The 25,485-nt window shown below is 25.8% G+C and carries 29 protein-coding genes; 8 read left to right on the plus strand and 21 right to left on the minus strand.

Annotation, left to right across the window (positions count from 1 at the left end; translation table 11 throughout):
- Positions 1-201: 201 nt before the first annotated feature.
- From D3Z33_RS08325 to D3Z33_RS08340, 4 genes are all read right to left on the minus strand, one after another.
- The gene (locus tag D3Z33_RS08325) at positions 202-636 is read right to left on the minus strand and encodes a hypothetical protein (protein ID WP_160197311.1); all 435 of its coding nucleotides are present in this window, start codon (positions 634-636) and stop codon (positions 202-204) included.
- Between the two features lie 149 nt (positions 637-785).
- A complete protein-coding gene (locus D3Z33_RS08330) occupies positions 786-1,127 on the minus strand; it encodes a hypothetical protein (RefSeq protein ID WP_160197312.1) in 342 nt (113 codons plus the stop codon).
- A 280-nt stretch (positions 1,128-1,407) separates the two neighbouring features.
- Positions 1,408-2,907: a hypothetical protein gene (locus D3Z33_RS08335; RefSeq protein WP_160197313.1), complete on the minus strand. Its 1,500-nt coding sequence runs from the start codon at positions 2,905-2,907 to the stop codon at positions 1,408-1,410.
- 102 nt (positions 2,908-3,009) lie between these two features.
- Positions 3,010-4,668 carry a hypothetical protein gene (locus D3Z33_RS08340; RefSeq protein WP_160197314.1) on the minus strand — a complete coding sequence of 553 codons (1,659 nt, stop codon included), beginning with the start codon at positions 4,666-4,668 and terminating at the stop codon, positions 3,010-3,012.
- A gap of 473 nt (positions 4,669-5,141) precedes the next feature.
- Here D3Z33_RS08340 and D3Z33_RS08345 point away from each other — a divergent pair, with 473 nt between their 5' ends.
- The 4 genes from D3Z33_RS08345 to D3Z33_RS08360 all read left to right on the plus strand — a co-directional run bounded on the left by D3Z33_RS08345 (position 5,142) and on the right by D3Z33_RS08360 (position 9,494).
- Positions 5,142-5,351 (plus strand): hypothetical protein, encoded by a 210-nt coding sequence (locus D3Z33_RS08345; RefSeq protein ID WP_160197315.1) that lies wholly within the window; start codon positions 5,142-5,144, stop codon positions 5,349-5,351.
- A 17-nt stretch (positions 5,352-5,368) separates the two neighbouring features.
- Complete coding sequence (locus tag D3Z33_RS08350; protein ID WP_160197316.1) at positions 5,369-6,538, plus strand: phosphoribosyltransferase; 1,170 nt, start codon at positions 5,369-5,371, stop codon at positions 6,536-6,538.
- A gap of 50 nt (positions 6,539-6,588) precedes the next feature.
- Positions 6,589-7,743: a DNA-processing protein DprA gene (dprA, locus tag D3Z33_RS08355; protein ID WP_160197317.1), complete on the plus strand. Its 1,155-nt coding sequence runs from the start codon at positions 6,589-6,591 to the stop codon at positions 7,741-7,743.
- A gap of 68 nt (positions 7,744-7,811) precedes the next feature.
- Entirely contained in the window at positions 7,812-9,494 is a 1,683-nt protein-coding gene (locus tag D3Z33_RS08360; RefSeq protein WP_160197318.1) for a recombinase family protein, read from the plus strand.
- Here the strand turns inward: D3Z33_RS08360 and D3Z33_RS08365 are convergent.
- Together D3Z33_RS08365 and D3Z33_RS08370 are read right to left on the minus strand one after the other, a co-directional pair.
- Entirely contained in the window at positions 9,406-10,515 is a 1,110-nt protein-coding gene (locus D3Z33_RS08365) for a YifB family Mg chelatase-like AAA ATPase (RefSeq protein WP_160197319.1), read from the minus strand. The genes D3Z33_RS08360 and D3Z33_RS08365 overlap by 89 nt on opposite strands.
- 128 nt (positions 10,516-10,643) lie before the next feature.
- Entirely contained in the window at positions 10,644-11,567 is a 924-nt protein-coding gene (locus D3Z33_RS08370) for a dihydrofolate reductase family protein (RefSeq protein ID WP_160197320.1), read from the minus strand.
- A gap of 167 nt (positions 11,568-11,734) precedes the next feature.
- Here D3Z33_RS08370 and D3Z33_RS08375 point away from each other — a divergent pair, with 167 nt between their 5' ends.
- Positions 11,735-12,160, plus strand: coding sequence for a putative ABC transporter permease (locus tag D3Z33_RS08375; RefSeq protein WP_160197321.1), 426 nt, complete (start codon positions 11,735-11,737; stop codon positions 12,158-12,160).
- A gap of 15 nt (positions 12,161-12,175) precedes the next feature.
- Here D3Z33_RS08375 and D3Z33_RS08380 read toward each other — a convergent pair whose 3' ends face one another.
- Genes D3Z33_RS08380 through rplS form a run of 6 tightly spaced genes read right to left on the minus strand, consistent with a single transcriptional unit; the run spans position 12,176 to position 16,072 of the window.
- The gene (locus D3Z33_RS08380; protein ID WP_160197322.1) at positions 12,176-12,532 is read right to left on the minus strand and encodes a YraN family protein; all 357 of its coding nucleotides are present in this window, start codon (positions 12,530-12,532) and stop codon (positions 12,176-12,178) included.
- A complete protein-coding gene (locus tag D3Z33_RS08385) occupies positions 12,519-12,797 on the minus strand; it encodes an EscU/YscU/HrcU family type III secretion system export apparatus switch protein (protein ID WP_160197323.1) in 279 nt (92 codons plus the stop codon). Before D3Z33_RS08385 ends, D3Z33_RS08380 begins: the two co-directional genes overlap by 14 nt.
- 3 nt (positions 12,798-12,800) lie before the next feature.
- A complete protein-coding gene (locus D3Z33_RS08390; RefSeq protein ID WP_160197324.1) occupies positions 12,801-14,186 on the minus strand; it encodes a hypothetical protein in 1,386 nt (461 codons plus the stop codon).
- 10 nt (positions 14,187-14,196) lie between these two features.
- A complete protein-coding gene (locus D3Z33_RS08395) occupies positions 14,197-14,802 on the minus strand; it encodes a ribonuclease HII (protein ID WP_160197325.1) in 606 nt (201 codons plus the stop codon).
- A 16-nt stretch (positions 14,803-14,818) separates the two neighbouring features.
- Positions 14,819-15,664, minus strand: a complete 846-nt coding sequence (ylqF, locus tag D3Z33_RS08400) for a ribosome biogenesis GTPase YlqF (RefSeq protein ID WP_160197326.1) — start codon at positions 15,662-15,664, stop codon at positions 14,819-14,821.
- Between the two features lie 60 nt (positions 15,665-15,724).
- Complete coding sequence (rplS, locus tag D3Z33_RS08405) at positions 15,725-16,072, minus strand: 50S ribosomal protein L19 (protein WP_130806929.1); 348 nt, start codon at positions 16,070-16,072, stop codon at positions 15,725-15,727.
- A gap of 197 nt (positions 16,073-16,269) precedes the next feature.
- On the opposite strand from rplS, the gene dpsA reads away from it, so the two are divergent.
- The gene (gene dpsA / locus D3Z33_RS08410) at positions 16,270-17,142 is read left to right on the plus strand and encodes a dipicolinate synthase subunit DpsA (protein WP_160197327.1); all 873 of its coding nucleotides are present in this window, start codon (positions 16,270-16,272) and stop codon (positions 17,140-17,142) included.
- The gene (locus D3Z33_RS08415) at positions 17,143-17,721 is read left to right on the plus strand and encodes a dipicolinate synthase subunit B (protein ID WP_160197328.1); all 579 of its coding nucleotides are present in this window, start codon (positions 17,143-17,145) and stop codon (positions 17,719-17,721) included.
- A gap of 36 nt (positions 17,722-17,757) precedes the next feature.
- Here the strand turns inward: D3Z33_RS08415 and D3Z33_RS08420 are convergent, their stop codons facing one another.
- A complete protein-coding gene (locus D3Z33_RS08420; RefSeq protein WP_160197329.1) occupies positions 17,758-18,753 on the minus strand; it encodes an aspartate kinase in 996 nt (331 codons plus the stop codon).
- A 10-nt stretch (positions 18,754-18,763) separates the two neighbouring features.
- Positions 18,764-19,777: an aspartate-semialdehyde dehydrogenase gene (locus D3Z33_RS08425; protein WP_160197330.1), complete on the minus strand. Its 1,014-nt coding sequence runs from the start codon at positions 19,775-19,777 to the stop codon at positions 18,764-18,766.
- A 164-nt stretch (positions 19,778-19,941) separates the two neighbouring features.
- Between D3Z33_RS08425 and dapA the strand changes: the two genes are divergently transcribed.
- Positions 19,942-20,814 carry a 4-hydroxy-tetrahydrodipicolinate synthase gene (gene dapA / locus D3Z33_RS08430; protein ID WP_160197331.1) on the plus strand — a complete coding sequence of 291 codons (873 nt, stop codon included), beginning with the start codon at positions 19,942-19,944 and terminating at the stop codon, positions 20,812-20,814.
- Positions 20,815-20,847: 33 nt separating this feature from the next.
- Here the strand turns inward: dapA and trmD are convergent, their stop codons facing one another.
- The 7 genes from trmD to ftsY all read right to left on the minus strand — a co-directional run bounded on the left by trmD (position 20,848) and on the right by ftsY (position 25,485).
- Positions 20,848-21,564, minus strand: coding sequence for a tRNA (guanosine(37)-N1)-methyltransferase TrmD (gene trmD / locus D3Z33_RS08435; RefSeq protein ID WP_160197332.1), 717 nt, complete (start codon positions 21,562-21,564; stop codon positions 20,848-20,850).
- Positions 21,561-22,058: a ribosome maturation factor RimM gene (gene rimM / locus D3Z33_RS08440; protein ID WP_160197333.1), complete on the minus strand. Its 498-nt coding sequence runs from the start codon at positions 22,056-22,058 to the stop codon at positions 21,561-21,563. Before rimM ends, trmD begins: the two co-directional genes overlap by 4 nt.
- 66 nt (positions 22,059-22,124) lie before the next feature.
- Positions 22,125-22,352 (minus strand): KH domain-containing protein, encoded by a 228-nt coding sequence (locus tag D3Z33_RS08445; RefSeq protein WP_130806911.1) that lies wholly within the window; start codon positions 22,350-22,352, stop codon positions 22,125-22,127.
- Positions 22,353-22,373: 21 nt separating this feature from the next.
- Positions 22,374-22,643, minus strand: a complete 270-nt coding sequence (gene rpsP, locus D3Z33_RS08450; RefSeq protein WP_130806909.1) for a 30S ribosomal protein S16 — start codon at positions 22,641-22,643, stop codon at positions 22,374-22,376.
- 33 nt (positions 22,644-22,676) lie between these two features.
- Positions 22,677-24,020, minus strand: coding sequence for a signal recognition particle protein (gene ffh, locus D3Z33_RS08455; RefSeq protein ID WP_160197334.1), 1,344 nt, complete (start codon positions 24,018-24,020; stop codon positions 22,677-22,679).
- Entirely contained in the window at positions 24,020-24,394 is a 375-nt protein-coding gene (gene ylxM, locus D3Z33_RS08460) for a YlxM family DNA-binding protein (protein WP_160197335.1), read from the minus strand. The genes ffh and ylxM overlap by 1 nt, the downstream gene beginning before the upstream one ends.
- 95 nt (positions 24,395-24,489) lie before the next feature.
- Positions 24,490-25,485 (minus strand): signal recognition particle-docking protein FtsY, encoded by a 996-nt coding sequence (gene ftsY, locus D3Z33_RS08465; protein ID WP_160197336.1) that lies wholly within the window; start codon positions 25,483-25,485, stop codon positions 24,490-24,492.

Genomic DNA, 25,485 nt, shown 5'->3' on the forward strand with positions numbered 1-25,485 from the left:
ATCAGGAGAAGCTACTAATATTCCTATTATAATTAATAATAATGCAATAATCCATATTTCCATATCAAATCTCCTTACTATTTTTATTTTCACTTATTAAATCTGAGTTTTACTCATTTAATATTAAGCAAACTCAATTTTACGTTTTCATACTAAGTAGTTTATAAAGGTAGCCAAGTAAATTAAGTCGGATTACATCCACTATACCGGATTATCTTCCCATTCATATTTTGTTTGATTGAAATGATATATTTTAATTTCGACTTCGTACCAGTCATTTTCTGTCATCACATTGCAACTGAATTTCGTTTGATTATACCCATAAGTTTCATCAATTACCTCAAGAGTATTCTTTTCAACATCTTCTGCTAATTGATTAAATGTAATTTCTTCCCTTTTATTTTCTTTACAGTAGTAAACATGAGAAAAATCAAAATCAACACCTGATAATGTAACATATGCTTCACCTGTTTGTTCAACTTCATTTTCATTGACGATGTAATACCCATCAGCGAATTTGAAACAAATATAGCCATCTATTTCACAAGATGTAGAAGGTCTTTGTTTTATCGAAGTAATTATTGCATCATTTAAACTCACTGGTAAATTTATATTTGGCTTAGCAAATTGATTCATATTCACTCCCCCCTTATGAAAAAATAGTCAAAAAGATATAGAAATTTATTTAGTTCGCTATTTTCTACTACTACGTCATTATAAAATTCTATAAATATGTATCAAACTCTTTAGTTAAATATGTATTTTACTTTCTTAAACTAGCTTATTTATACTAACTTAAAAACTTTATTAATATACGATGCTGTATGAATTATATCTTTAATTGTAACATATAACATTAGAATCATTAAAAAAACTATAAATACAATCTGCATTATCTCTAACAGCGTTCTTTTTTGTGGTTCTTTAAATGTGCCTTTTATAAGCGTTATGACCTTTAATGCTATATAGATGCTGAAAGTTATATGTATAACTCTAAAAGCTATATATGCATAAGGGATAGTTCTTATTTTTGCATTATTATTTAAAGCCGTAAGTGAAATTAGGAAAATAGTATATATTAATACTGATAATGGACTTCTTTCTTCTTCATCAAATAAAGTAGCCATTTCATACACCTCCAAGATATTAAGTTTATGACTCATAATTCTACTACCACGTCATTATAAAATTCTATAAATATGTATAAAATCCTTTATTTAAATATATGTATTTTATCCTGTATGATATCTGTTAACTATGATTTAGAAAACAATATTTATTAATTTTGAATCTATTTTTATAATTCAAAAAATCCCTCAATATTATAAATATCATATAAGGGATCAAAAATCTTTCTAGAATATACATGATTCTTCTGACTATTGCAGTTGGTATGCTAGAATGTGTTTAAAGAATACTATTGTAATCTTTTATCTTCTTTTTGAATAAATGGATACCATTAAAAATTAAAAAGAAGAATAAATTTATTATGAATACCCCATTCACTATTTTAGTTATAATATTTGTTAACATCTTGTTAGTGAAGTATAAATCTAATGAAAATGGTAAAAAAGTAAGACAATAGGAACTAATAATTAATTTTCCTAATATTCTCTTATCAATGTTTTCTAATTTTTTTATATTAGCCTTAGATTGTACAAAAATTTTAATTATTACTTTATAGGTAGCTATCAATATTACTATTGATATAATTGGTATTAATATAAAACTTACATGAATTATTAATTTAATAAATTCATTTCCAAATTTATCTATTATTGATAAAACCTCCATTTTAATATTTTCTGGTATTTCAGATAATATTCTGATAGCTAATTTATTAATATATCTTTTGCTTATAATTATATATATTATATATGTTATAGAGGCAAAGATAAAAAAATCAAAAACTAAAAGTATACAAGTATTTATCTTTTGCCATAAATTTAATGCCACATATTTATTTTTAACTTTTTTGTACTTTAACCGTGTTATATACAAATATAAGTTAATTTTTAATCTTATATTTGTATATGCTCTTACAAATGAAAAACATGAATAGTTACATGAATAACAGTTGATAACTTTCTCATTTAAAAATTTGTTTTTACAATACTTATTTGTCAAGACATCAAATGTATCTTTTAGATAACTTACCGACAATATTACTCCCATAAATAGACTTGCTATCTGAATATAATTTGAGAATTGCATGTTTTCATTTTCTAAAATAACTATATTTTGCATTGTTTTAATACTCACAATAATCATAGTAATTAAATTGATAAAATACACAATAACTTTTCTTCTCAATATTTTATAATCATCTCTTGTATTAATTATCATAATGATTGAAATAAGAAGAAAACTAAAAATAAAAATACTTGAAAGGCTTGCTTTCAGTGACTCAGTAGTAATTTCATCTGGTCTCATAACAATCATAAATACTTTAGAAATCTCATATACAAAAATGATGAACAAAATACAAGTTATAAAAAAGCGCACTAACAATTTAGGAATTGATTGTTTATTGTATATATCGCTAAACATTGCTAAAACAAAATACTTGATTTTTGTAACGGGATTATATAAATATTCAAAAATATTTGGATAATAAATAATTCCATTAGTTAAAAAGGTTATTCGAAAAATAATGATCAATAAATTTAATATTTTAGCTTTACTATATATATCACTACTTATGCTTATCTGTAAAACTTTTAGCAATAATATCACTAAAGGTGATACAATAACAGTAATTATACCACTTTGATAGATAATAAATATTGTGTAATAAGCTACTACCGATAATATTTTTCTTCTGTTTTGATAGTAACTAATACGAGATTCTAAGTAACACAATATACCTACTAAGAATCTAAAAATATTTTTAATACTAATATTCAATATATTGCCTCCTTATAATCTTCTCTAAGGGTATTGGTCTTTCACATGAATATTATACTGATTACAAAACATATATTAACATTGACAAGCATTATTGTAATTTTAGAATTTGTATTCTAAATCTAAATCATCTGAAATTATTGTTAGTTCTCCTAGTTTTATTTTTTTATCTATTTCTGTTGTAATATATTCTACTTTAGTTTTTAAAGATCTTATTTCCTTAAATAAATCTTTGAGATTTAAAATACCTCTATCTTTATCCCCATATTTATCAAAGAAAAATTGGATCATATATATTGTAATCATATGCATATTTTCTAAGTGAAGTTGATTTCTTTTATCGACTCCTATATATAGGATATCTGGTGATTCTTTGATTTCTCTGACTCTCTTATTGTTATCAAAAATATAATATATATTTTTTCTTTCTCTCAAGAATTTCTTATGTTTACTAATCTGTTTTTTAAAAATTTTATTGACAGTGCTTTGAATTTTTACATGATTTTTGTCTATTTCATTAATATAATGATTATCCTTCCACTTACATTCTATTATAAGTAATTTATTGTGTAAGACATCATACAAAGCAATATCAATATCACTTTTTATTTTAGCTTTATCATACATAAATTCATAATATTTTTCTTTGCTAATAACAATATTATTATAAAATTTAACCTTATTAATCATATTATCTATTACTGTTTTTGAAACTGTATTATCTCTTTTAATAAAATCAATTTTCTTTCTATAATGACCATTTGCTAAGTTAAAATGAAAATCATTCAACTGTAATAATGAAGGAATTGTCACTATTTTATTTTTAACATTTATTAATGGAAATTCTATAATACTACCTTTACCTCTAAATGTAAGAAATTCTATGTGGTTTGTAATTATATGATTGCTTAACATTGTTATTTTTCCAATCTTATTAATTAGCCATTGCTTGTCATAAGACATTAAATAATCCTCTGGTGTAATAGTTTTCTTCATTTCTACGGAACTATATAACATATTTCTTATTCTTTTTATAAAAGATAGATAATACAAAAATCCAATTACTTTTTTCGTATCCTCAATTTTATTAATAACTTTACTTTTTGTTTTTTCACCTAACTTTTTTATATCCTTATACACTAAACTATTACAATGTTCTAACATCTCTTCATCAATATCTATTATAAGTCTATCTAATTTTTTTAAATCTTTACGCTTCTTTGGAAGATACTTAAGAGTATACTTTTCTAATCCATCTATAATCATCTTTTGCTCCTTATTAAACTCTTCTTGTGCGTTGAATCCATGATAGTAGAACACTTCTTCTTTATATTTATTAGTTACTAATGAAGTTATTAATCGATAGCTATTTTTACTTTCTTTTTTTAACTCACTCTTAGCAAATGAATTTCCATCTTTTATTTCCTGTAACACTCTGAAATCTTGCATAATAGATCTTAAAATAGGATACTTCTTATTCCTATAATTATTGTAATCACCTTTATTAACTTCTATATTTAGTTTCTTATCTTTGATATAATCATAAGCATTATGTAATAGCAATGATATAGTATACCTTTTTAAATAATTATTAATGTTTGCTGGATTAGACTCTTCATAACTCATTTCTAAATCAAGTAATGGATAAATAACTAAATTTCTAATATTATCTCCATATTTTCTAATATAATCTTCAAATCCTTCATCTATAATGTTCTCTACATGGCTAATTAATTTCCCTCTTAATTCATACTCATTCAATTTAATCCCCTCTCTAAGTTTGTGATCATTTAATATTTATTTAAGCAATAAGCATAACAACATATTATCAATCTTTTATTTCATAATTTGCTATTATATTTAAAGATTAAAGAATTTTAGCTAACAAATATTTATCCTCTTTTTTGTAAAGGTTTTCCTGCGTTCGATATAATTCTATCTACTCCCTTACAATCACTATATACTTATGGATATATTTTCTATTTGTTCAAGCTATACTTATTTTAACATATCTAATATTTATTTGGTACTATAAATGTCAATAAATGTAGAACTTAGTAATCAAATAAATATAATTACTTGTCTATAGGTAACTTTTCTTATATTTTTTATTTATTCGACAAGTATCGACTAACTTTTTAAATACTTTAGGTTATAATATATTTACTATGCATGAAAACATTTCAGAATATGATAATAAACCAGTGCAAGGTAATCTTAAAGGAGGGATATTTATGAAGGTTGGATTTAGAAAACCATCTATTAAAAAGTCTATTAAAGCTAGGACAACTGGTAAGGTAAAACGTAAGATTAAATCTTCCATAGATCCTACGTATGGCAAGAAAGGAATGGGCTGGGTAAAGAATCCTAAGAAAGCTGCTTATAATAAAGTTTATAAGAAAACAACTTTTGGACTAAGTGATTTATTTAAACTATTTAAGTAAACTAAGGAGGATGTAAAATGAATAAAATATTATTAATTTCATTAGACGTAATTGATGATTTAAATCATCAACCTTTATTCAAAGACTTTTGTGATTGTTTAAATACAATTATAGAAGAAAAAAATGCAGTTGGTTTTGTAAGTAGATTACCTTCAAGAGTAAAAGAAGCAAAAGAAAAGTATGGAGGTATAAATAAATCTTATCATTTTATAACAAGGCAAAAGGCTAAAAAAATGATTAAAGAGCATGGGAAGAGTTATTTTATATTTTTAGGAAATAGAGATGTTGATTTTTATACAGCAGTTAATGCAAAGATGTTGTTTCTAATTCCAACATGGGTTCGAGAAACTGACTATAAAGCTAGAAGATATGGTTTGGAAATAGACAATAGCAAAGAATTACTAGAAATAGTTAGAACAGCTAATAATCAAAACTTTTGGTATGCTTATAAGGAATTAGAAGATGGTTCTATAGTAATGTCTTTAATGGATGGGGCTTATAGAGCATATTCTAAATCTGATACAGAAAGAATTTTAATTAAAAAATTTGAAGAAGTTTTAAAGCAAGGAAACAGAAATACTTTTTTTGAAATACTTTTATACCACTTTTTATCTGCTATTTCTAATGATAATACTTTATTCAGTGATGTCACTATATGGGGGATATTCCCTTCATCCACAAATAAGTTAAATTCAGAAATGCTTCACTTTAAAGAAACAGTCAGAGAGATGATGAAGTGTCAAGAACCTCGTAATTTAGATATTCATAATAAAAATGTTTTATTGAGACATACTCCCGTTAAAAAAAGTCAGCATACAAAAGGTAATATTAGATATAAAGATGGGTCTGACAAACATTTAAACTCAATATATGTAAATCCGAAATTCAAAAAGAAATTAAAAAATGCTACAGTTTGTATATTTGATGATTTTCTTAACTATGGCAATTCATTTGAAACAGCGAGAAACTTGTTGAAAAAAGCTGGAGCTAAAAAAGTTATTTTTGTTGCTTTAGGGAAGTTCAGAAAACCGTATATATATCAAGATTATGATATAGAAGGTGATGTAACTACAGATTATTTTAATTTTGAATTAATTAATAGATACGACATCTCTCATCTGTCTTTTGAAATAAATGATGAAGCTAAAAATGAAGTTGAAAATTTGCATAAAATATTCAATCTTTAGCCTCTTAGCCGAATATTTAGTATATAATAGTATTTAAGGGGTGAAGTAATATGAACAAATATCTAATTGCTCTAAAAGAATTAAAAGTTAATAATGAACTTATATTGAAAATGCTAAAGATCTTTCAATTGATTGATTTCAAGCTTTTATTTGAAGGTAAATATTTAGATATTGAATTTAAACATAATATAAAATTTGATAAATATGCTAATACATTTAGTGATGTACCTAAACTTAATGATGCAATTAAAAAGGCTAAAGAAATTATAGCTCTTAGCAAAGAAAATAAAATAAAAATTACAAATATAAAAGATAAAAAATATCCTTATAATTTAAAATTAATAGATAACCCTCCTGCAATTCTTTACTATAAAGGAAGAGCTTTTTATAAAAAGCATAGAAAAAGTATTGCATGTGTAGGTACAAGATCTATAACTAGTTTTGGTATTAATGCATCAGAAGCGATTATACCAAGTTTAGTAAAAGAAGGTTTTACCATAATAAGTGGTTTAGCTATTGGTATTGATACAGTCTCCCATAAAATATGCTTAGACAATGGGGGTACTGCTATAGCAGTTTTAGCACATGGATTAGATGCAATATATCCAAAAAGCAATAAAGACCTATACAATAGAATTTTAGAAAATAATGGTTTAGTAGTTAGTGAATATCCTATTGGAACTAAACCAGATAAATTTAGATTTGTAGAAAGAAATAGATTAGTAAGTGGCTTGTCTAAAGGTACTATAGTATTTGAGACAAAAGAAAAAAGTGGAACTATGCATACTGTAAATTACACACTTGAACAAGATAAACCCGTTTTTTGTCCTTTACCTCAAGAAGCAGGATTGACTACTACAGCATTAATTAAATTAATTCAACAAGGCAAAGCAATTAGCATTCCTTCTCAAAATGCTTTTGAAAGAGTTGTTTTAGGTACAGGATATAAAATAAAAGACAAAGATAAAGTTAATAAATTAAAAAAGAAATCTGCTTCTAATATCATAAATTCTTCTAAAATTGATTATAAAGAACTAGATAAAGCCTTTAATTTTGATGAAAAGAAGTATTCAGGAATTAGAGTTGATAAAGATTTATATTTAAAGTATAGAGAAGTTCTTAAAGAGAATAACTTGACAAATAAAGAAATGTTTAATGCATTTATGCTATCTGTTATTAATAGTAATTCAAGCAATAAAAAATAAAATATTAGCCTTCGGGCTTTTATTTTTAATATTGTATCGAACATACGTTTAAGAAAGGAAGATAATATATGACTACTGCTGCAATATATGCACGTAAAAGTAAAGCAACAGATAAAGGAGAATCAACAGAAAATCAAATAAATAGAGGTATATCTTTATGTAAGCTTCGTGGATGGGACTATACTATATATGAAGATTATGATGTATCGGGGAAAACATTAGATAGACCTGAGTTTACTAAAATGATGAAAGATGCCCATGAAGGTAAAATTAATAATATTATATGTTATAAACTTGATAGGATATCCAGAAGTGTTAATGACTTCTCTAATTTAATAGAGGAACTTAATTCTATTGATGTAGGATTTGTATGTATTAAAGACAACTTTGACACTTCTACGCCAATGGGTAGAGCCATGATGTATATTACCAGTGTGTTCGCTCAACTTGAACGTGAAACCATAGCTGAACGTGTAAAAGATAATATGGTGGATCGTGCAAAAATGGGAAAATGGAATGGTGGGCCTATTCCCTATGGTTTTGATACTGAGAAAAAGAAAATAAACTATAAAGGTAAAGATAAAAAAATATCTAAATTAATAATAGATGAAAAACAAGCTGCAATAATAAAAGAATTTTATCAATGGTATTTAGAATCAGATGGATCTATAAGAAATAATGTAGTAAGAGCAAATGAAAAAGGATATAGGACAAGCAATAATGCTTATTGGAGTCATAACCAGATGTCTAGATTGCTCCAAAATCCTTTATATTGTATTGCAGATGATAATGCTTATACTTACTTTAAAAACTCAACACAAGTAGATATAGTAAATGATAAAGAGGAATATAATGGTGAACATGGTCTTATGTTTTATAATAGAAGAAAACAACATAAAAAAACATCCAAACAAAGGGATGAACAAGATTGGATTCTTACTATTGGTGAACATGAAGGTTTTATTCCAGGAGAAATATTTACTAAGGTACAAAGAAAATTAAATCTAAATAAAAATAAAGCACCACGTTCTGGCCAAAGTGAAAGATCTCCTTTAGTTGGGCTTATTAAATGTGGTAGATGTGGATCTAGTATGAGTGTATTTGCTGCACCTAAAACTACAGGTGATGGTAATAAAAAGTATTACTACTATTTTAGATGTTTGACTCGTGAACAAAAATCAAAGACTCTATGTGATAATAAAAACATAAGAGCTGATATATTAGAGGACCAAGTTATAGAGTATATAAGCAAAATTGGAGAAAATCCTGATGTTATAAATGAAATCTTTGAGAAAGCAAACAATAAAATTGATGATAATAGGATACCTTTAATAGCTAAAAGAAATGAACTACAAAAACAAGTAGATGAAATTGAAACTAAAATAGATAATTTAGTTGATGCTTTAAGTTCTGATGCACTTCCCCAAATTGTTATTAAGAAAAGATATAAAAAATTAGAGCAAGAAAAAGAAGATTTATTGAAAGATATAAGTTCTATTAATTTTGAGCTGGATAATAATACTCAGGAAAATATTAACCTGGATAAAGTAAAAGAGTATCTATTAGATTTCAAAAACACCTATGAGTATTTAGATGTGAATGAGAAAAGAAAGATGTTGCAATCTATAATTAAAGAAATTAAAATTGATAGAGAAAAAGTTTTTATGAAGCTATATTTTGACATTCAAGATGAGGACGAACAAGCTTTTTGCTTACGCAAGGACATGGATTCATACTTGCAACAAGCATGAAATTTGATGGATATGTATAAGTAGCATTCACTCTAGATATTGTCACTACATTATCTTCCATAGGCTGACGCAATACTTCTAATGTTGATTTTCCAAATTCAGGTAATTCATCTAAAAATAATACACCATAATGCGATAAAGAAACTTCTCCTGGTGAAGGTATTCTTCCTCCACCTACTAAAGATACTCTTGATATAGTATGATGAGGAGCTCTAAATGGTCTTTTTTCTATAAGTCCAATACCCTTTTCTAGACCTGCTATGCTATAAATTTTAGTCACTTCTAGTGCTTCTTTAAAAGACATCTTAGGTAAAATTGTTGGAAGTCTTTTGGCAATCATTGTTTTTCCAGATCCAGGAGGGCCAATAATTAATATATTATGTCCTCCTGCAGCTGCAACTTCCATTGCTCTTTTTAATGTTTCTTGTCCTTTAATATCTTTAAAATCATAAAATGAATCTTCTTTCTTTCTATCATTTATTTTAGTAGTTTTCCAAGGTTTAATGTTTTCTAATCCATTTAAATAATTAACTAATTGTTTTAAATTTTTAATAGGTATTATTTCTATATCTTTTACAACACCACATTCTTCTTTATTGTCAAATGGTATAATCACCTTTTTTATTCCAAGAGAAATAAGTGAAATAATCATTGGTAAAGCTCCATCAATTTTAGTTACTTCTCCATCTAATGCTAATTCTCCAATAAAACATGTATTAGATAAATCATCTTCATTTATAATACCCATACATTTTAATATTCCTGAAGCTATAGCTAAATCCATTTGCGATCCTTCTTTTCTTGTATTTGCAGGGGATAAATTTATTGTAATTCTACTTAGTGGAAACTTAAATCCACTATTATTTATAGCAGTTCTCACTCTATCTTTAGATTCTTTTATCGATGCATCAGGTAATCCTACAATATTAAAACTTGGCATTCCATTTGATAAATCTGTTTCAACTTCTACAATATTTCCATTTAATCCTTGAAGTACACATGTTTTTGTTTTTGATAGCATTTTCAAATCTCCTTTTAATCATATACATCTATAATTCAATAAATTCTTAAAAATTCCTTTTTTTATTTTTGTAATTTTAATATCAATTATGATAAGCTTAATTATGATAAAAACAAGAAAAAATATAGTTAACTATATTTTTTCTTGTTTTTATATATTAACTTTTGCCTCATATATAAGAAATTATTTTGATGTATATGTATAGATATAATATCAATTCCTGGATAATCATTTTTAGAGTATGGATTTTTATTTAAAATTAAATTTCCTCCAGAATACAAACCAGAATAATTTATAAACATTTCATTTAATAGCTTTTCTTTTAATAGCACTGAAATAAATCCAGGTGATTCTACTAATATCTTATGTAATCCTGCCTCTTTTAATTTTTTTAACATATTATAAATATTAAATTCATTAGTATGTTCTTCATATAGTACTTTAATTTTTTTATTGTTTTTTAATTTATCCTTATCATTATTAATTTCAATTTCTTCTACTTGATTTTCTATTCTTTGTGAAATATATTTACATCCTTCTTTTGTAGTTAATATAATTGTAGGAATATCTTCTTCTTTCATTATCTTATGGTTTAGATTCATTTTACCACTTCTACTTATTATTATATTCCAAGGTATTCTTTTATCTTTATTTAAGCTTTTCATTCTTATATCTTCTAATTTTTCATCATATATATGACCTGTTATATTTGTTTCAACTTCTAAAGTTTTACTCCCAAAAATAATACCATCGCTATAAGTTCTAAGCAAATTTAATACCCATAAATCAGCTAATCCTCCATTTGGATCTAAAAAATTTCCTTTAGAAATTTCATTACTTTTAGTTTGATCTTCAAAACCAATCTTACCATCTAATGTCATAATTAAACTTCCATATAAATATGGTAATTTATCTATAGAAGGAATATCAAAATCTCCATATATTTCTTCTATATATTCATGAGCACTTTTATTTAATGAATTATTATTTATTGGAAATATTCTGTTTAATTTTATGCTTTCTTTTGGAAATTTTATTCTTTTAAGTTTCATATAATCACATCCTAATTATTGTATTAATTCAATTATAATAATTGCCGAGGAAATAGTCAAATTTAGCTATTTATATTGATTTTTAGACAATTTTTAATATGTAATTTATAAATATTATTGAAATACTTGTATCGTATATTATATGTAAATACACAAAGAATAAAAGTATGATAATAAAATTTTTTATATATGGATTTTTAGGATTATTAGTAGAGATTTTTTTTACAGGTATTCATTCATTTGTATCTAATGACTATACTCTCATCGGTCATACTTATATTTGGATGATTTTTATATATGGTTGGGGAGCTCTTCTAGAAAAAATACATGATTTAATAAGAGATAAAAATTTTATTTTAAGAGGAGGTATATGGGTAGTTTTAATATTATCTATAGAATTTATAACTGGAATTTTGCTTAAGAAACTAATAGGTGTATGTCCATGGGATTATACAGGAAGTTCACCTTATCAAGTTATGGGAGTAATAAGACTTGATTATATACCATACTGGTTTGTATTAGGTTTGGTTTTTGAAAAAATACATGATTCTTTAGATGCTTTTATATTTAAACTTAAAATGACTCCAGATTAACATTAAAGAGTCATTTTAAGTCCAAAAAGCGTTTGTTATATGATTTATTTTATTTTCATTTATATAGTATTCTAGTATATCAAATCTAAATTGAGTATCATACATTTTATTATACTTACTATATAACTTTGCAGTATTTATTATTTTTCTTTGCTTTTTAGAATTAACTGCTTCATAGGGATTTCCATATTTTAGATTTATTCTAGATTTAACTTCTATAAAAACTACTACATCATTATCCTTTGCTATTATATCTATTTCACCTATTTTTGTAGTGAAATTTTTCTCTAAGATTTTATAATTTTTATTTATAAGATATTTAATTGCTTTCTCTTCTCCAATATTCCCCTTAATTTTATTATGTTTTTTCATTTTTACCCTTCTTTTCATCAATTTCATATACAAACACCAAAATGCTCGCTATAGCTTCATAGAAATCTACTGGTATCTCACTACCTATTTCTAAGTTATAAAGCTTATTAGCTAAATTATCATCTTTATTTATATATATATCTGATTTCTCCGCCTGTGAAATTATATTTGTTGCTACAACCCCTTTACCTTTTGCAATAATCCTTGGAACTTTATCTATATCAGCTCTATATCTAATTGCTATAGCTACATTTCTTTTTTTCATTTTTCACACCCTAGCATCAAAAATATAATTATTAAAATCCAAATCTTCTAATGGCTCAAAATGAACTTCTTTTTTTTGAATATTTACTTTTATAATTTTATTTTTTATTTTTATAGAATCTAAGTATGTATCTAATATGTTTTTATTTTCATTTATATAATCGGCAACTTCTTTATTGTTACAATTAAAATTAATGATATTTTTACCATTTGCCACTTCATAAATTATATCTAATTTTTCTAAATAAACTGTATTTAAAGATAAATATATTTTAATTTTATCTTTATTTAATTTACCTTTATTTTTATTAAACATATAAATTTTATCTAAAATATCTTTATTTTTAATGTTAATAGGCATGTATAAAAGGGTCATATTTTTGTTTATTTCTTTCAAAAATTTAAGCTCTTCATTCATATCATTTATTTTATTAGTTAAATTTTCATTTTCTTTTGCTTTAGTTGATAATTCCTTTATTACTTTTGATATTTCATTATAGTAGTCTTTTATAATATTTCTATCTACATTTTGATCTATATCTTTTTTTATTATATTATTAAATTTATCAATTTTAAACTTTTGTTCTATATTTAATATATCTTCTATTCTTTTGTCAATGTTTTTAAATTCAGGATAATCTTTAATGGTATTTTTTATTTCTATAATATTATTTGATAGAAAATTTTTACCTTCAATTATATCCATAGTAAGTTTTAAATTTTTTATATTTAAATCCATATTATTTTTAATTAAAAATAATATGGATTTAATTGTATTTTCTTTTATATTTAATTTATTATTCTCCATTTGATTATCATGAAAAAAACTTTTTAAAATATATTTTTCATTATTGGATAATTTAACGTTGCCATTAATTAAACTCACTAAATCTTGCTTTGATATATCATTTATATCCACAATATTTAAAGATTCATTAAAAGAGTTTTCTTTTGTATTTTTGGATAATATTTCCAACGAATTTATATTTTTAGATATATGTCTTATAGTCTCTTTACTTATATTCATATCTAAATTTATAATTCCTTTTACCAAAGTTATATTATTGTTATTTTTTGATAAATTATATTCATTTAAAATTTTGTCTATTAAACTATCTGAATTTTTTTCATCATTATTTAAAATAGGTTTTAAATATGTTGTCTCTCCTACTTTTTCTTTCACTATGAAATTCATATTTTCACCAGCTTTTACATCTACTGGTATTTCAGTCTTAGCTTTTATAAGTTCGCCATTTGCCAATTTCAAAATCAAACTATTATCTAACTTTTCTACAAGCTTAGCATTAATTATAGCGTTTTTAATAAGCATATCTTTATTTAAATTATTTATAGTTTGATTAACTACTGAATATAATTCACTGATTTTCATATAATCACCATCATAAAATATTTTTTAAAAAAGTCATTCTATGGATAGGAGTAGGACCTATTTTTTTCAAAGCCTCTCTATGCTCTTTTGTCCCATATCCCTTATTTTTTTCAAATGCATAACCAGAATATTTATTAGCTAAATCAATTAATATTCTGTCTCTATATACTTTAGCAATAATAGATGCTGCAGCGATACCATGACATTTGGAATCTCCTTTTACAATATTTCTTTGTTCAATATCTATATCAAGTTTTTCTGCATCTATAAGTAACATATCAGGTCTTATATAATTACCTTCTTTTGTCTTCAAATTTTCTATAGCCTTTTTCATAGCCAAATGAGTGCTTTTTTTAATATTTATTTTATCTATTGTCTGATTATCTACTGAACCTATTCCTACTGCAATTGCATTTTTATATATTATATCATATAGTTTTTCTCTGTTTTTAGGAGTAACTTTTTTAGAATCCTTTACTCCTTCTATAATTAAATCTCTAGGCATTATTACAGCGCATGCTACTACATCACCTGCAAGACAGCCCCTTCCAACTTCATCAATGCAAGCTATATATTCATAGCCTTCATTCCATATTTCTTTTTCAATTTTTAACATATAAACACTCCAATCACTAGCTTGGTCTTTCGAGTGTAATATTACCTATTATACCACTTCTAAATTCATCTAATATTATATTAGCTACTCTAGTATAATCAATCTCTGCTCCTTTTAATATAGCTCCTCTTTTTAAAGCTATTTTTTCCATAACTTCAAGGGCGGACTTTTCTTTTATTTCTATATCGTATCTTTTTTCTAATTTAAATGGAGCTATTTTAATTAATTTTTCTACTAACTTTAAAGCTAATGTCTCTATATCCATTATTTCATCTTTAATAGCACCAGTAAATGCTAAATTCCTTGCAACTTCTTGTTCTTCAAATTTAGGCCATAATATTCCAGGAGTATCTAATAACTGAATATTCCCTTTTAATTTAATCCATTGTTTACCTTTCGTTACACCTGGTTTATCTCCAGTTTTAGCACTTTTTCTACGAGATAAAGAGTTTATTAATGTTGACTTACCTACATTTGGTACTCCAACTATCATAGCTCTTATAGGTTTATTTTTAATACCTCTATCTAATTGTCTTTCTTTCTTTTCTTTTATAACAATTTCTGTCTGTTTTACAAGTTCCGAAATACCTTTATTTTTTATAGCATCTATTAATAAAGTATTTATACCCTTTTTATTGAAATAATTTATCCATTCTTTATTTATATTAGTATCACTAAGATCCGATTTATTCATTACCACAATTCTAGGTTTATCACCAATTAATTTATCTATTTCAGGATTTCTACTACTCAATGGTATTCTAGAATCTATGATTTCATATACTACATCTACTAGTTTCAAATTCTTTTGTATTAATTCTCTTGTCTTTTTCATATGTCCTGGAAACCAATTTATATTCATCAAAACACCCCAATAATTATTTATATTAAATAATGGGACTGTTTCCAGTCCCATAACTTATTAATAATTTCTTTTTTCTTTTACTTTTGCTCTCTTACCAGTTCTTTCTCTTAAGTAATATAACTTAGATCTTCTTACTTTACCTCTTCTAGTTACTACTAGTTTGTCAATTTTAGGTGAATGTAATGGGAAAGTTCTTTCTACTCCTACACCATAAGAAATTCTTCTTACAGTAAAAGTTTCTCTATTGCTTCCGCCTTGTCTCTTTATTACAGTACCTTCAAAAACCTGAACTCTTTCTCTATTACCTTCTTTAATTTTATAATGTACTTGTACTGTATCTCCAGAATTAAATTTAGGTAATTCATTATTAACTTGTTCTTGTTCGATTCTTTTAATAATTTCCATTTATATAACCTCCCTTCTTCCTAGACGTTCATATTAAAATTAATAGAGGACCGTCCGTGTTACCCATGTTATTATAGCATAATATAAAACATATTACAACTTATTTTTTATTTCTGTTTTAAATATATTATACACTTTAATATATCTTAATACATATTATATATAGAACTGTAAAAAAGTTTTTTGGAGGTATATTGATGTTTAATAAAAATATTTCTATAATAGGTGGAGATAAAAGAAGTATAGAATTAATCAAATTAATTTCTCAAGAAAATACAGTTAAAATCTACGGGTTTGATAAATATGATGAAAAGTTAGATATAAAAGAAAGTAGAACCTTAGAAGAAGCTATAAAAGAATCAGACATAATAATTTGTCCTTTACCTTTTCATAAAGAGAACAAGTATATTTATTCACCTTTTTCAAGTGAAAAAATCGAAATTAACTCCCTATTAAAGCTTATAGATAAAAAACAAATATTATTTGGAGGAAAATTTAATAGTGAATTTATTAAAGAATGTAAAGCTAAAAATATAAATATTCTTGATTATTTTGATAGAGAAGAACTAAAAATAATGAATGCAATTCCAACTACTGAAGGTGCTATTGCTATTGCTATTAATAATTTGCCTATAACTATACATAATTCTAATACATTAATATTAGGTTACGGTAGAATAGGTAAAATATTATCTAGAATTCTATATGGTTTTGGAGCCAATACAAATATAGTTACACGTAATAAATCTGATATGGCTTGGATTAATGCAAATGGTTACAATGCTATAGATATTAAAAACTTAAATGAAAATCTATCAAATATAGACATTATATTTAATACTATTCCTACTACCATATTAAAAGAAAAGCAATTAATTAAATTAAATAAAAACACTTTAATAATTGACATTGCATCTTATCCAGGTGGAATAGATTTTGAAAAAGCTAAAGAATTAAATTTAAATGTTAAATGGGCTTTAGGAATACCTGGAAAAGTGGCTCCAACTACTGCAGCAAAGATTATACTTGATACTATCTACAATATTATTTCTGAAATGGAGGATTTCTAAATGTTATTAAAAAATAAAAAAATAGGTTTTGCAATAACAGGATCTTTTTGTAACTTTCAATATGTATTTCCGCAAATAAAAAAATTGTCAGAAGAAGGGGCAGATATATACCCAATTATTTCAAAATCAGTTGATATCTATGATACAAGATTTGGGACTTCAAAAGAATGGAAAGAAAGACTTATAAATATTACAGGTAAGGAAATTATAAAAAATATAGTAGAGGCAGAACCAGTAGGACCAAAACTAGATTTAGATTTATTAATTGTTGCACCAGCTACAGGGAATACAACAGCAAAAATTGCCAATGCAATAACTGATACTTCTGTTACAATGGCTGTAAAAGCACATTTAAGGAATAATAAACCTGTAGTCCTATCTATAGCTACAAATGATGGATTAGGAGCTAATCTTAAAAACATTGGATTTCTAATGAATACTAAAAATATATACTTTGTTCCATTTAGCCAAGATGCTCCTCTAAAAAAACCTAAATCATTAGTATCACATTTTGATAAGATTATACCTACTATTCAAGAAGCATTAAAAGGTAATCAAATACAGCCCATTTTATTATAAAAACCTAAAAAAAGAATCTATTAAATAGATTCTTTTTTAGGTTATAAATATTTTATAAAGATTATTAATATGATAATCTAAATTTTTATTTTCAACTATAAATGTTATTTTTTCATTATCACATATAACTTGTAATTCTTCTTTTTCTTTCTTATTACTATTTAAATAATCACATATATTTTTAGTTATTTCTGCCTTATATTCTTCACTAAATAATATGGATATAAAGCTTCTATTCTCTTCATTTCTTACAGCTATACCTATGACTTTTTTCATATTATTATCATTATAATTAGTAATAAGTGTGCCTAGAGTATTTGAAAAAATTGAACAAACTCTAATAGGAATATTGTACTTTTCACCTATCATAACTGCTCTAGGATGAACTACACAAGCACCATTAGATGCTAGCTTATACATATTGTTATATGATATTTTTTCAATATATTTTGTATTTTTTATTAAATTAGGATCTATAAAAGCTACTCCATCTACATCAGTAAATATATCAACTCTTTTAGCATTTAAATACGCTCCTAAAGCTACAGCAGTAGTATCACTTCCACCTCTTCCTAATGTTGTAATTTCATTATTTTTAGTCTTACCTTGAAACCCAGCTACTACTACAACTTTATTTTTATTTAGATATTTCTTAATTTTAGTTGTATCTATATCAATAATTTTACTTTTTGTAAAATTATCATCTGTTAATATACCTGCTTGATAACCTGTCAACACCTCACAATCTACGTTTTCAGTTTCTAGCAAATGACTAATAATTGAAGCAGATATTATTTCACCACATGACATAATTAAATCTTTTATTTTTGGATTAATATTTTTGTTTATTTTTTCCAATTGGTTAATAAGTGTATCTGTAGCATATGAATCTCCTTTTCTACCAATAGCTGAAACTACTATGACTAATTTATTGTTATTACTAATACACTTTTTAACATGGGATAAGAAGCTTTTTTTGCTATATATATCCTTAAGTGAAGTTCCTCCATATTTTTGCACTATAATATTCATATAATCACTCCTAATATTTTAGAATTCTGTCTATTAGAAGTTCTGCAATTTGTATTGCATTAAGGGCTGCTCCTTTTCGTAAGTTATCTGAAACTACCCAAATATTAAGTCCATTTTTAATAGTGAAGTCTTTTCTAATCCTTCCTACATATACATAATCTGTTTCTTCTGCAGTAATTGGTATAGGATACAAATTGTTTAGAGGATCATCTAAAACTTTAATTCCTTTAAACTTACTTAGTAGTTCTTTTACAGACTCTGGATCTATTTTTTTCTTAGTTTGAATATTTATAGATTCACAATGCCCTTTAATAACAGGAATACGAACTGCAGTTGCAGAAACCTCAATATTTTTATCTAATATTTTTTTTGTTTCATTAACCATTTTCATTTCCTCTTTGGTATATCCATTTTCTATGAAATCATCTATATGAGGTAGAGCATTAAATGATATTTGATATGGATATATAGAATTAGAAATATCATTCCCAGCTATATAATCCTTTACTTGATCATTTAATTCGTCAATTGCTTTTTTTCCAGAACCTGATACAGATTGATAAGTTGAAACTACTATACGTTTAATATTATAACTATCATGTATAGGTTTTAAAGCAACTAACATTTGTATTGTGGAACAATTTGGATTTGCTATTATCCCTTTATGAAAATCTATATCATGAGGATTTATTTCAGGAATAATTAATGGTACTTCTTTATTCATCCTAAAACAACTACTATTATCAATAACAATACACCCTTCATCAATTGCTATAGGAGCTAATTTTTCACTTATCTCTTTATTTACACAAAAAAATGCAATATCTATACCTTTAAATGCTCCTTTACCTGCTTGTTCTGTTATTAAATCTTCATCTTTAAATTTAATCTGTATTCCACTTCCTTCTTCGCTTCCTAATAATTTTAATTTATTTATAGGAAAGTTTCTTTCTACAAGTAATTCCATAACCTTCTTACCTACTGCTCCTCTGGCGCCCACTATTGCTACATTAAATTTTTTCATTTTTTCCTCCTTATTTTAAATCTCAAGATATTAATATAATATTCAATTCTATGTAAAAAGGTTAAATACTATCGAAATAAGAACATATTTATAATTAATACATAAAATAAATAATATATCAATTCTTTATCAATTTAAAATACTGTATTGAAAGGAGATTTTCAATGAATTGGGGAAGATTTATTACAGCTATGGTTACACCTTTTGATGAAAATTTAAATGTTAATTATGATATGGCGATATTACTTGCTAAAAAATTAATTAAAGATGGAAATACATCATTGGTTATAACAGGTACAACAGGAGAAGCACCTACGCTTACAAACGAAGAGAAATTTAAATTATACAAAGAAATAAAAGAAAATGTCAATGTTCCAATTATAGCGGGTGTTGGTACAAATTCTACTCAAAAAACTATTTATAATGCTAAACTAGCAAAAGATGCTGGAGTAGACGGATTGCTAATTGTTACACCATATTATAATAAGCCAAATCAAGAGTCACTATATTCTCATTTTAAAAAAATAGCTACAGAAATTGATCTACCTATAATGCTCTATAATGTACCTGGTAGAACAGGTTGTAATATGTTGCCTGAAACAGTAAAAAAACTATCTGAAATTGATAATATAGTTGCTTTAAAAGAGGCAAGTGGAAATATAACTCAAATATCTGAAATAATAAAAAACACTCCAGAAGATTTTAAAGTTTATTCAGGAGATGATATTTCATTTCTGCCATCAATGTCTGTAGGAACATATGGAGTAGTAAGTGTGTCTTCACATATTGTTGGAAAAGAAATGAATGATATGATAAACTCTTTTATCAAAGGGAATGTTATTAAATCACAAAATATACACTTAAAGCTGTTGAATATTTTCAAAAAATTATTTATAACAACAAATCCTATTCCAGTAAAAGCAGCATTAAACATAATAGGGATCAACGTAGGAGGAGTAAGATTACCACTAACTAATTTAGGAGAACTTGAAGAAATAATTATAAAAGAAGAACTTGAAAAATTAAATATAATATAATTAAAAACATAATAAAAAATAATGAATAAAATTTTATTCATTATTTTTTATTATGTTTTTTTCTTTTTCTGATAAATTTATTTTTTCTAGCAAATCAGGCCTATTTTTATATGTCAGTTTCAAAGATTCATTCTTTCTCCACTCATTAATTTTCTTATGATTACCAGATAACAATATATCTGGTACTTTATTACCTTTAAATTCTCTAGGTCTAGTATATTGAGGCGCTTCTAATAACCCATTATAATGAGATTCATCTTTAAATGACTCTTCACTTTTTAATACTCCAGGAATTAATCTTACAACAGAATCTATAACTGCCATTGCTGGTATCTCTCCACCAGTAAGTACATAATCACCTATGGAAATTATATCAGTCACATAATCATCTATTATTCTATTATCTATACCTTCATAATGCCCACATAAAAAAATTAAATGTTCTTCCTTTGAAAAATCATTTGCTAAACCTTGATTAAATACCTTTCCTTTAGGAGAAAGATAGATAACCCTACTATTATCCTCTTTAACACTTTGAATAGCTCTATATATAGGTTCTGGTTTCATTACCATACCCGGTCCTCCACCATAGGGATAGTCATCTACTTTTTTATGTTTATTGTTAGAAAAAGATCTTATATCAATATAATTTATATCTACTATATCATTATCTTTAGCTCTTCCAATAATACTCTCGTCTAATACAGAAGTAAACATACTTGGGAATAAAGTTAATACATCTATTTTCATTCCAGCAACCCCTCTATAGGATTTATAATAATCTTTTTATTTGCTAAATCAATTTCTTTGATGAATTCTTTTACTGCTGGAATAAGATATTCTTTATCCTTGTTTTCACTTTTCACAACATATACATCATTTGCACCAGGAGTTAAAACATCTTTTACAATACCTACTTCTAATCCTTCTAAAGTAAATACTTTTAAACCTTTTATTTGAAATATAAAGTAACTATCCTCTTCTAAATCAACCAAATTGTCTTCAGAAATATATATATATTTATCTTTAAATTTTAAAACATCATTGATGTTAGAATACTCTTTTAACTTTACTATGGGAAAGTTCTTTTTATATCCTACTTTCTGTATATAATAAGAGTCATCATCAATGTATATTTCTTTTAAATCACTAAATCTTTTAGGATCATCAGTTAATGGTAAAACTTTTAATTCTCCTCTTATTCCATGAGTATTAATAATTTTTCCAACTTTTATATTTTTCATACTTCTAACCTCTCTTTCAGAAGCAAATATATTTATTTAAAAAAGAGATTAGTTAAACTAATCCCTTTATATAATCTCTACAACTACTCTTTTATTTTCTTTTATAGCAGCTGCTTTTACAACAGTTCTTATAGCTTTAGCTATTCTACCTTGTTTTCCAATTATTTTACCCATATCATCTGGGGCTACCTTCACTTCAATAATAACTGATTGTGATCCTTCAACTTCATTTACCTCTACTGAATCCGGATCATCTACAAGTGATTTTGCAATCATTTCTACTAAATCTTTCACCTTTTCACCCCCTAAAAGCTATTATGCTTTTTTGGACTCTTCAAACTTGTCAAGAACACCATTGTTTTTGAAAAGACTATTTACAGTATCTGTTGGTCTTGCACCATTACTTAACCACTTAACTGCTTTTTCATCATCTATTTTAACTTCTTTAGGTTCTGAAATAGGATTATAATAACCAATTTCTTCAATAAATCTCCCATCTCTTGGAGAACGAGAATCAGCAACTACAATTCTATAGAAAGGTCTTTTTTTAGCTCCCATTCTTTTTAATCTTATTTTAACTGACATATATTTCACCTCCTTTAAAAGTTATATACTTTATTATTTGAAAAATGGCAAGTTCATACTTCCCCTTTTTTTCATGCTTTTTTCCATGCTAGAAAACTTCTTCATCATCTTTCTAGTTTCTTTGAATTGCTTTAACAGTCTATTTACATCTTGTATATTAGTTCCACTTCCATTTGCAATTCTTTTTCGTCTACTACCATTAATAATAGATGGATCTGTTCTTTCATTTTTTGTCATTGACTTAATTATAGCTTCTATTTTAACTAATTCTTTATCATCTACATTCAAATTCTTCATTTGCTTCTTATTCATACCTGGAATCATTTCTAAAATTTGACTTAATGGTCCCATGCTTTTCATTTGCTCCAATTGATCTAAAAAGTCATCAAAAGTAAATTGCTGATTTCTTAATTTACTTTCAAGTTCCATGGCTTTTTTTTGATCAATATTTGCTTGAGCCTTTTCTATAAGTGATAAAACATCTCCCATACCAAGAATTCGTGATGCCATTCTGTCTGGATGGAAGGGTTCTAGATCATCTAATTTTTCACCCATACCAACAAATTTAAGAGGTTTACCAGTTACTGCTCTAATAGATAATGCTGCTCCCCCTCTTGCATCACCATCAAGCTTTGTAAGTACTACTCCATCAATATTTAACTTGTCGTTAAAGCTTTCAGCAACTGAAACTGCATCTTGTCCTGTCATTGCATCTACTACAAGTAATATTTCATTAGGATTTATACTTTCTTTCATGTTTCCTAATTCATCCATTAATCCTTCATCTATATGAAGACGTCCAGCTGTATCTATAATAACTAAATCATTTCCATTTTTATTTGCATGTTCTAATCCCGCTTTTGCTATATTTACTGGGTCTTGTTTATCTCCCATGGTAAATACAGGGATTTTAGCTTGTTCCCCAACAACTTGAAGTTGCTTTATTGCTGCAGGTCTATATATGTCACAAGCTACTAATAACGGATTTTTGCCTTTCTTTTTAAGTAAATTTCCTAATTTACCTGATAATGTTGTCTTACCAGCACCTTGAAGACCACAAAGCATTATGACAGTAGGAGGATTGTCAGCAAAATTTATTTTACTTTCTTTTTCTCCCATTAAGTTTGTAAGTTCTTCATTTACAATTTTAATAACTTGTTGACCAGGAGTAAGACTCTCCATAACTTCATGTCCTACAGCTCTTTCTTTAACTTTGTTTACAAAATTCTTTACAACTTTAAAGTTAACATCTGCTTCGAGAAGTGCTAATTTTACTTCTCTCATTGCTGCCTTTACATCTTTCTCATTTAACTTTCCTTTTCCTTTTAATTTTCCAAGAGTTTTTTGAAGCTTTTCACCTAAACTTTCAAAAACCATCATTTCACCTCCTGAGTTACAAGTAATTGTTTAACAATACCATTTATTTCTTCAAATATTTCTTTATTTTCACTATTTATGATATCGGAGCTGTTTTTTAGTCTATATAATAAACAATTTAATTCTTCTGTTTTTTTTCTATTAATCTCAAACCTTTTTACTAAACCTAATGTATCTTCATATTTATACAATACGGACTCTGCTCTTTTTACTAAATCATATGCTCCCTGTCTACTAATTTCTAATTGTTCTCCAATTTCGGTCAATGTTAAATCATGTATATAATACAATTCAATTGCTTGAAATTGTCTAGAGCTTAAAAGTTTCCCATAAAAATCAAATAATAAACCTATCTCCACTATCTTTTCAAACATAAAATCAACCTTTTCATTAAAATAACTGAATACATCTGTAAAGTAATTAACTTGACAGATGTATTGTATAATATTTTTTTATATTTGTCAAACATTTAATCCGGAAAAATTGCATTTACAAAATTATCTCTATCAAACTCTTGTAAATCATTAATTCCTTCACCTACTCCAACAAGCTTTATAGGTACATTTAATTCAGATTGAACTGCAAAAATAACCCCACCTTTTGCAGTACCATCAAGTTTTGTAAGTGCTATACCTGTAACATTACATGCTTCTTTAAAAACTTTTGCTTGCATAACTGCATTTTGTCCTGTTGTAGCATCAACTACAAGTAATATCTCTTTTGTCGCATCAGGATATTCTCTATTCACTATACGAACTATTTTATTTAATTCATTCATTAGATTTTTTTTGTTATGAAGCCTTCCAGCAGTATCACAAATTAAAATATCTGTCTTTCTTGCCTTGGCTGCTTGTACGCCATCAAATATAACTGCTGCTGGATCAGATCCCTCTTTATGTGATATTAAATCAACATTAGATCTATTAGTCCATTCATTTAATTGCTCTATTGCTGCTGCTCTAAATGTATCACCTGCTGCAATAAGAACTTTTTTTCCATTGTTCTTGAACTTATATGCTAATTTTCCAATTGTAGTAGTTTTCCCCACTCCATTTACTCCTACAACTAATATTATAGAAGGTGAAGGCTCTATATTCAACTTAGAATCCCCTTCTACATCTTCTAGTCTTTCTTTTAATTCTTCTTTAAGTACATCTTTAACATCTGTAGCTTCAGTTAGCTTTCTTTCTTTAACCTTATCTTTAACATTTTCTATTATAGTTTCAGTTGTTTCAAATCCAATATCTGCCATTATAAGCACTTCTTCAAGTTCTTCAAATAGTTCTTCATCAATTTTGTGATAATGTTTAATTATATCATCTACTTTATCAGTTATGCCTTTTCTTGTTTTTTCTAAACCTTCTTTTAACCTACCAAAAAAACCTTTTTTTTCTTGTTGTAAATCTTCTTTCTCTTCTACTTTTTCTGATTCTTCTTTGTTTTTATTAAATAAATTATCAAACAT

The sequence above is a fragment of the Senegalia massiliensis genome, from assembly GCF_009911265.1.
Lineage (GTDB): Bacteria > Bacillota > Clostridia > Tissierellales > SIT17 > Anaeromonas > Anaeromonas massiliensis_A.

What these genes read in the sequence shown, in the direction of transcription:
- D3Z33_RS08325 (WP_160197311.1), bottom strand. Translation starts at nt 636, where the DNA reads ATGAATCAATTTGCTAAGCCAAATATAAATTTACCAGTGAGTTTAAAT.
- D3Z33_RS08330 (WP_160197312.1), bottom strand. Translation starts at nt 1,127, where the DNA reads ATGGCTACTTTATTTGATGAAGAAGAAAGAAGTCCATTATCAGTATTA.
- D3Z33_RS08345 (WP_160197315.1), top strand. Translation starts at nt 5,142, where the DNA reads ATGAAGGTTGGATTTAGAAAACCATCTATTAAAAAGTCTATTAAAGCT.
- D3Z33_RS08350 (WP_160197316.1), top strand. Translation starts at nt 5,369, where the DNA reads ATGAATAAAATATTATTAATTTCATTAGACGTAATTGATGATTTAAAT.
- dprA (WP_160197317.1), top strand. Translation starts at nt 6,589, where the DNA reads ATGAACAAATATCTAATTGCTCTAAAAGAATTAAAAGTTAATAATGAA.
- D3Z33_RS08360 (WP_160197318.1), top strand. Translation starts at nt 7,812, where the DNA reads ATGACTACTGCTGCAATATATGCACGTAAAAGTAAAGCAACAGATAAA.
- D3Z33_RS08365 (WP_160197319.1), bottom strand. Translation starts at nt 10,515, where the DNA reads ATGCTATCAAAAACAAAAACATGTGTACTTCAAGGATTAAATGGAAAT.
- D3Z33_RS08370 (WP_160197320.1), bottom strand. Translation starts at nt 11,567, where the DNA reads ATGAAACTTAAAAGAATAAAATTTCCAAAAGAAAGCATAAAATTAAAC.
- D3Z33_RS08375 (WP_160197321.1), top strand. Translation starts at nt 11,735, where the DNA reads ATGATAATAAAATTTTTTATATATGGATTTTTAGGATTATTAGTAGAG.
- D3Z33_RS08380 (WP_160197322.1), bottom strand. Translation starts at nt 12,532, where the DNA reads ATGAAAAAACATAATAAAATTAAGGGGAATATTGGAGAAGAGAAAGCA.
- D3Z33_RS08385 (WP_160197323.1), bottom strand. Translation starts at nt 12,797, where the DNA reads ATGAAAAAAAGAAATGTAGCTATAGCAATTAGATATAGAGCTGATATA.
- D3Z33_RS08390 (WP_160197324.1), bottom strand. Translation starts at nt 14,186, where the DNA reads ATGAAAATCAGTGAATTATATTCAGTAGTTAATCAAACTATAAATAAT.
- D3Z33_RS08395 (WP_160197325.1), bottom strand. Translation starts at nt 14,802, where the DNA reads ATGTTAAAAATTGAAAAAGAAATATGGAATGAAGGCTATGAATATATA.
- ylqF (WP_160197326.1), bottom strand. Translation starts at nt 15,664, where the DNA reads ATGAATATAAATTGGTTTCCAGGACATATGAAAAAGACAAGAGAATTA.
- rplS (WP_130806929.1), bottom strand. Translation starts at nt 16,072, where the DNA reads ATGGAAATTATTAAAAGAATCGAACAAGAACAAGTTAATAATGAATTA.
- dpsA (WP_160197327.1), top strand. Translation starts at nt 16,270, where the DNA reads ATGTTTAATAAAAATATTTCTATAATAGGTGGAGATAAAAGAAGTATA.
- D3Z33_RS08415 (WP_160197328.1), top strand. Translation starts at nt 17,143, where the DNA reads ATGTTATTAAAAAATAAAAAAATAGGTTTTGCAATAACAGGATCTTTT.
- D3Z33_RS08420 (WP_160197329.1), bottom strand. Translation starts at nt 18,753, where the DNA reads ATGAATATTATAGTGCAAAAATATGGAGGAACTTCACTTAAGGATATA.
- D3Z33_RS08425 (WP_160197330.1), bottom strand. Translation starts at nt 19,777, where the DNA reads ATGAAAAAATTTAATGTAGCAATAGTGGGCGCCAGAGGAGCAGTAGGT.
- dapA (WP_160197331.1), top strand. Translation starts at nt 19,942, where the DNA reads ATGAATTGGGGAAGATTTATTACAGCTATGGTTACACCTTTTGATGAA.
- trmD (WP_160197332.1), bottom strand. Translation starts at nt 21,564, where the DNA reads ATGAAAATAGATGTATTAACTTTATTCCCAAGTATGTTTACTTCTGTA.
- rimM (WP_160197333.1), bottom strand. Translation starts at nt 22,058, where the DNA reads ATGAAAAATATAAAAGTTGGAAAAATTATTAATACTCATGGAATAAGA.
- rpsP (WP_130806909.1), bottom strand. Translation starts at nt 22,643, where the DNA reads ATGTCAGTTAAAATAAGATTAAAAAGAATGGGAGCTAAAAAAAGACCT.
- ffh (WP_160197334.1), bottom strand. Translation starts at nt 24,020, where the DNA reads ATGGTTTTTGAAAGTTTAGGTGAAAAGCTTCAAAAAACTCTTGGAAAA.
- ylxM (WP_160197335.1), bottom strand. Translation starts at nt 24,394, where the DNA reads ATGTTTGAAAAGATAGTGGAGATAGGTTTATTATTTGATTTTTATGGG.
- ftsY (WP_160197336.1), bottom strand. Translation starts at nt 25,485, where the DNA reads ATGTTTGATAATTTATTTAATAAAAACAAAGAAGAATCAGAAAAAGTA.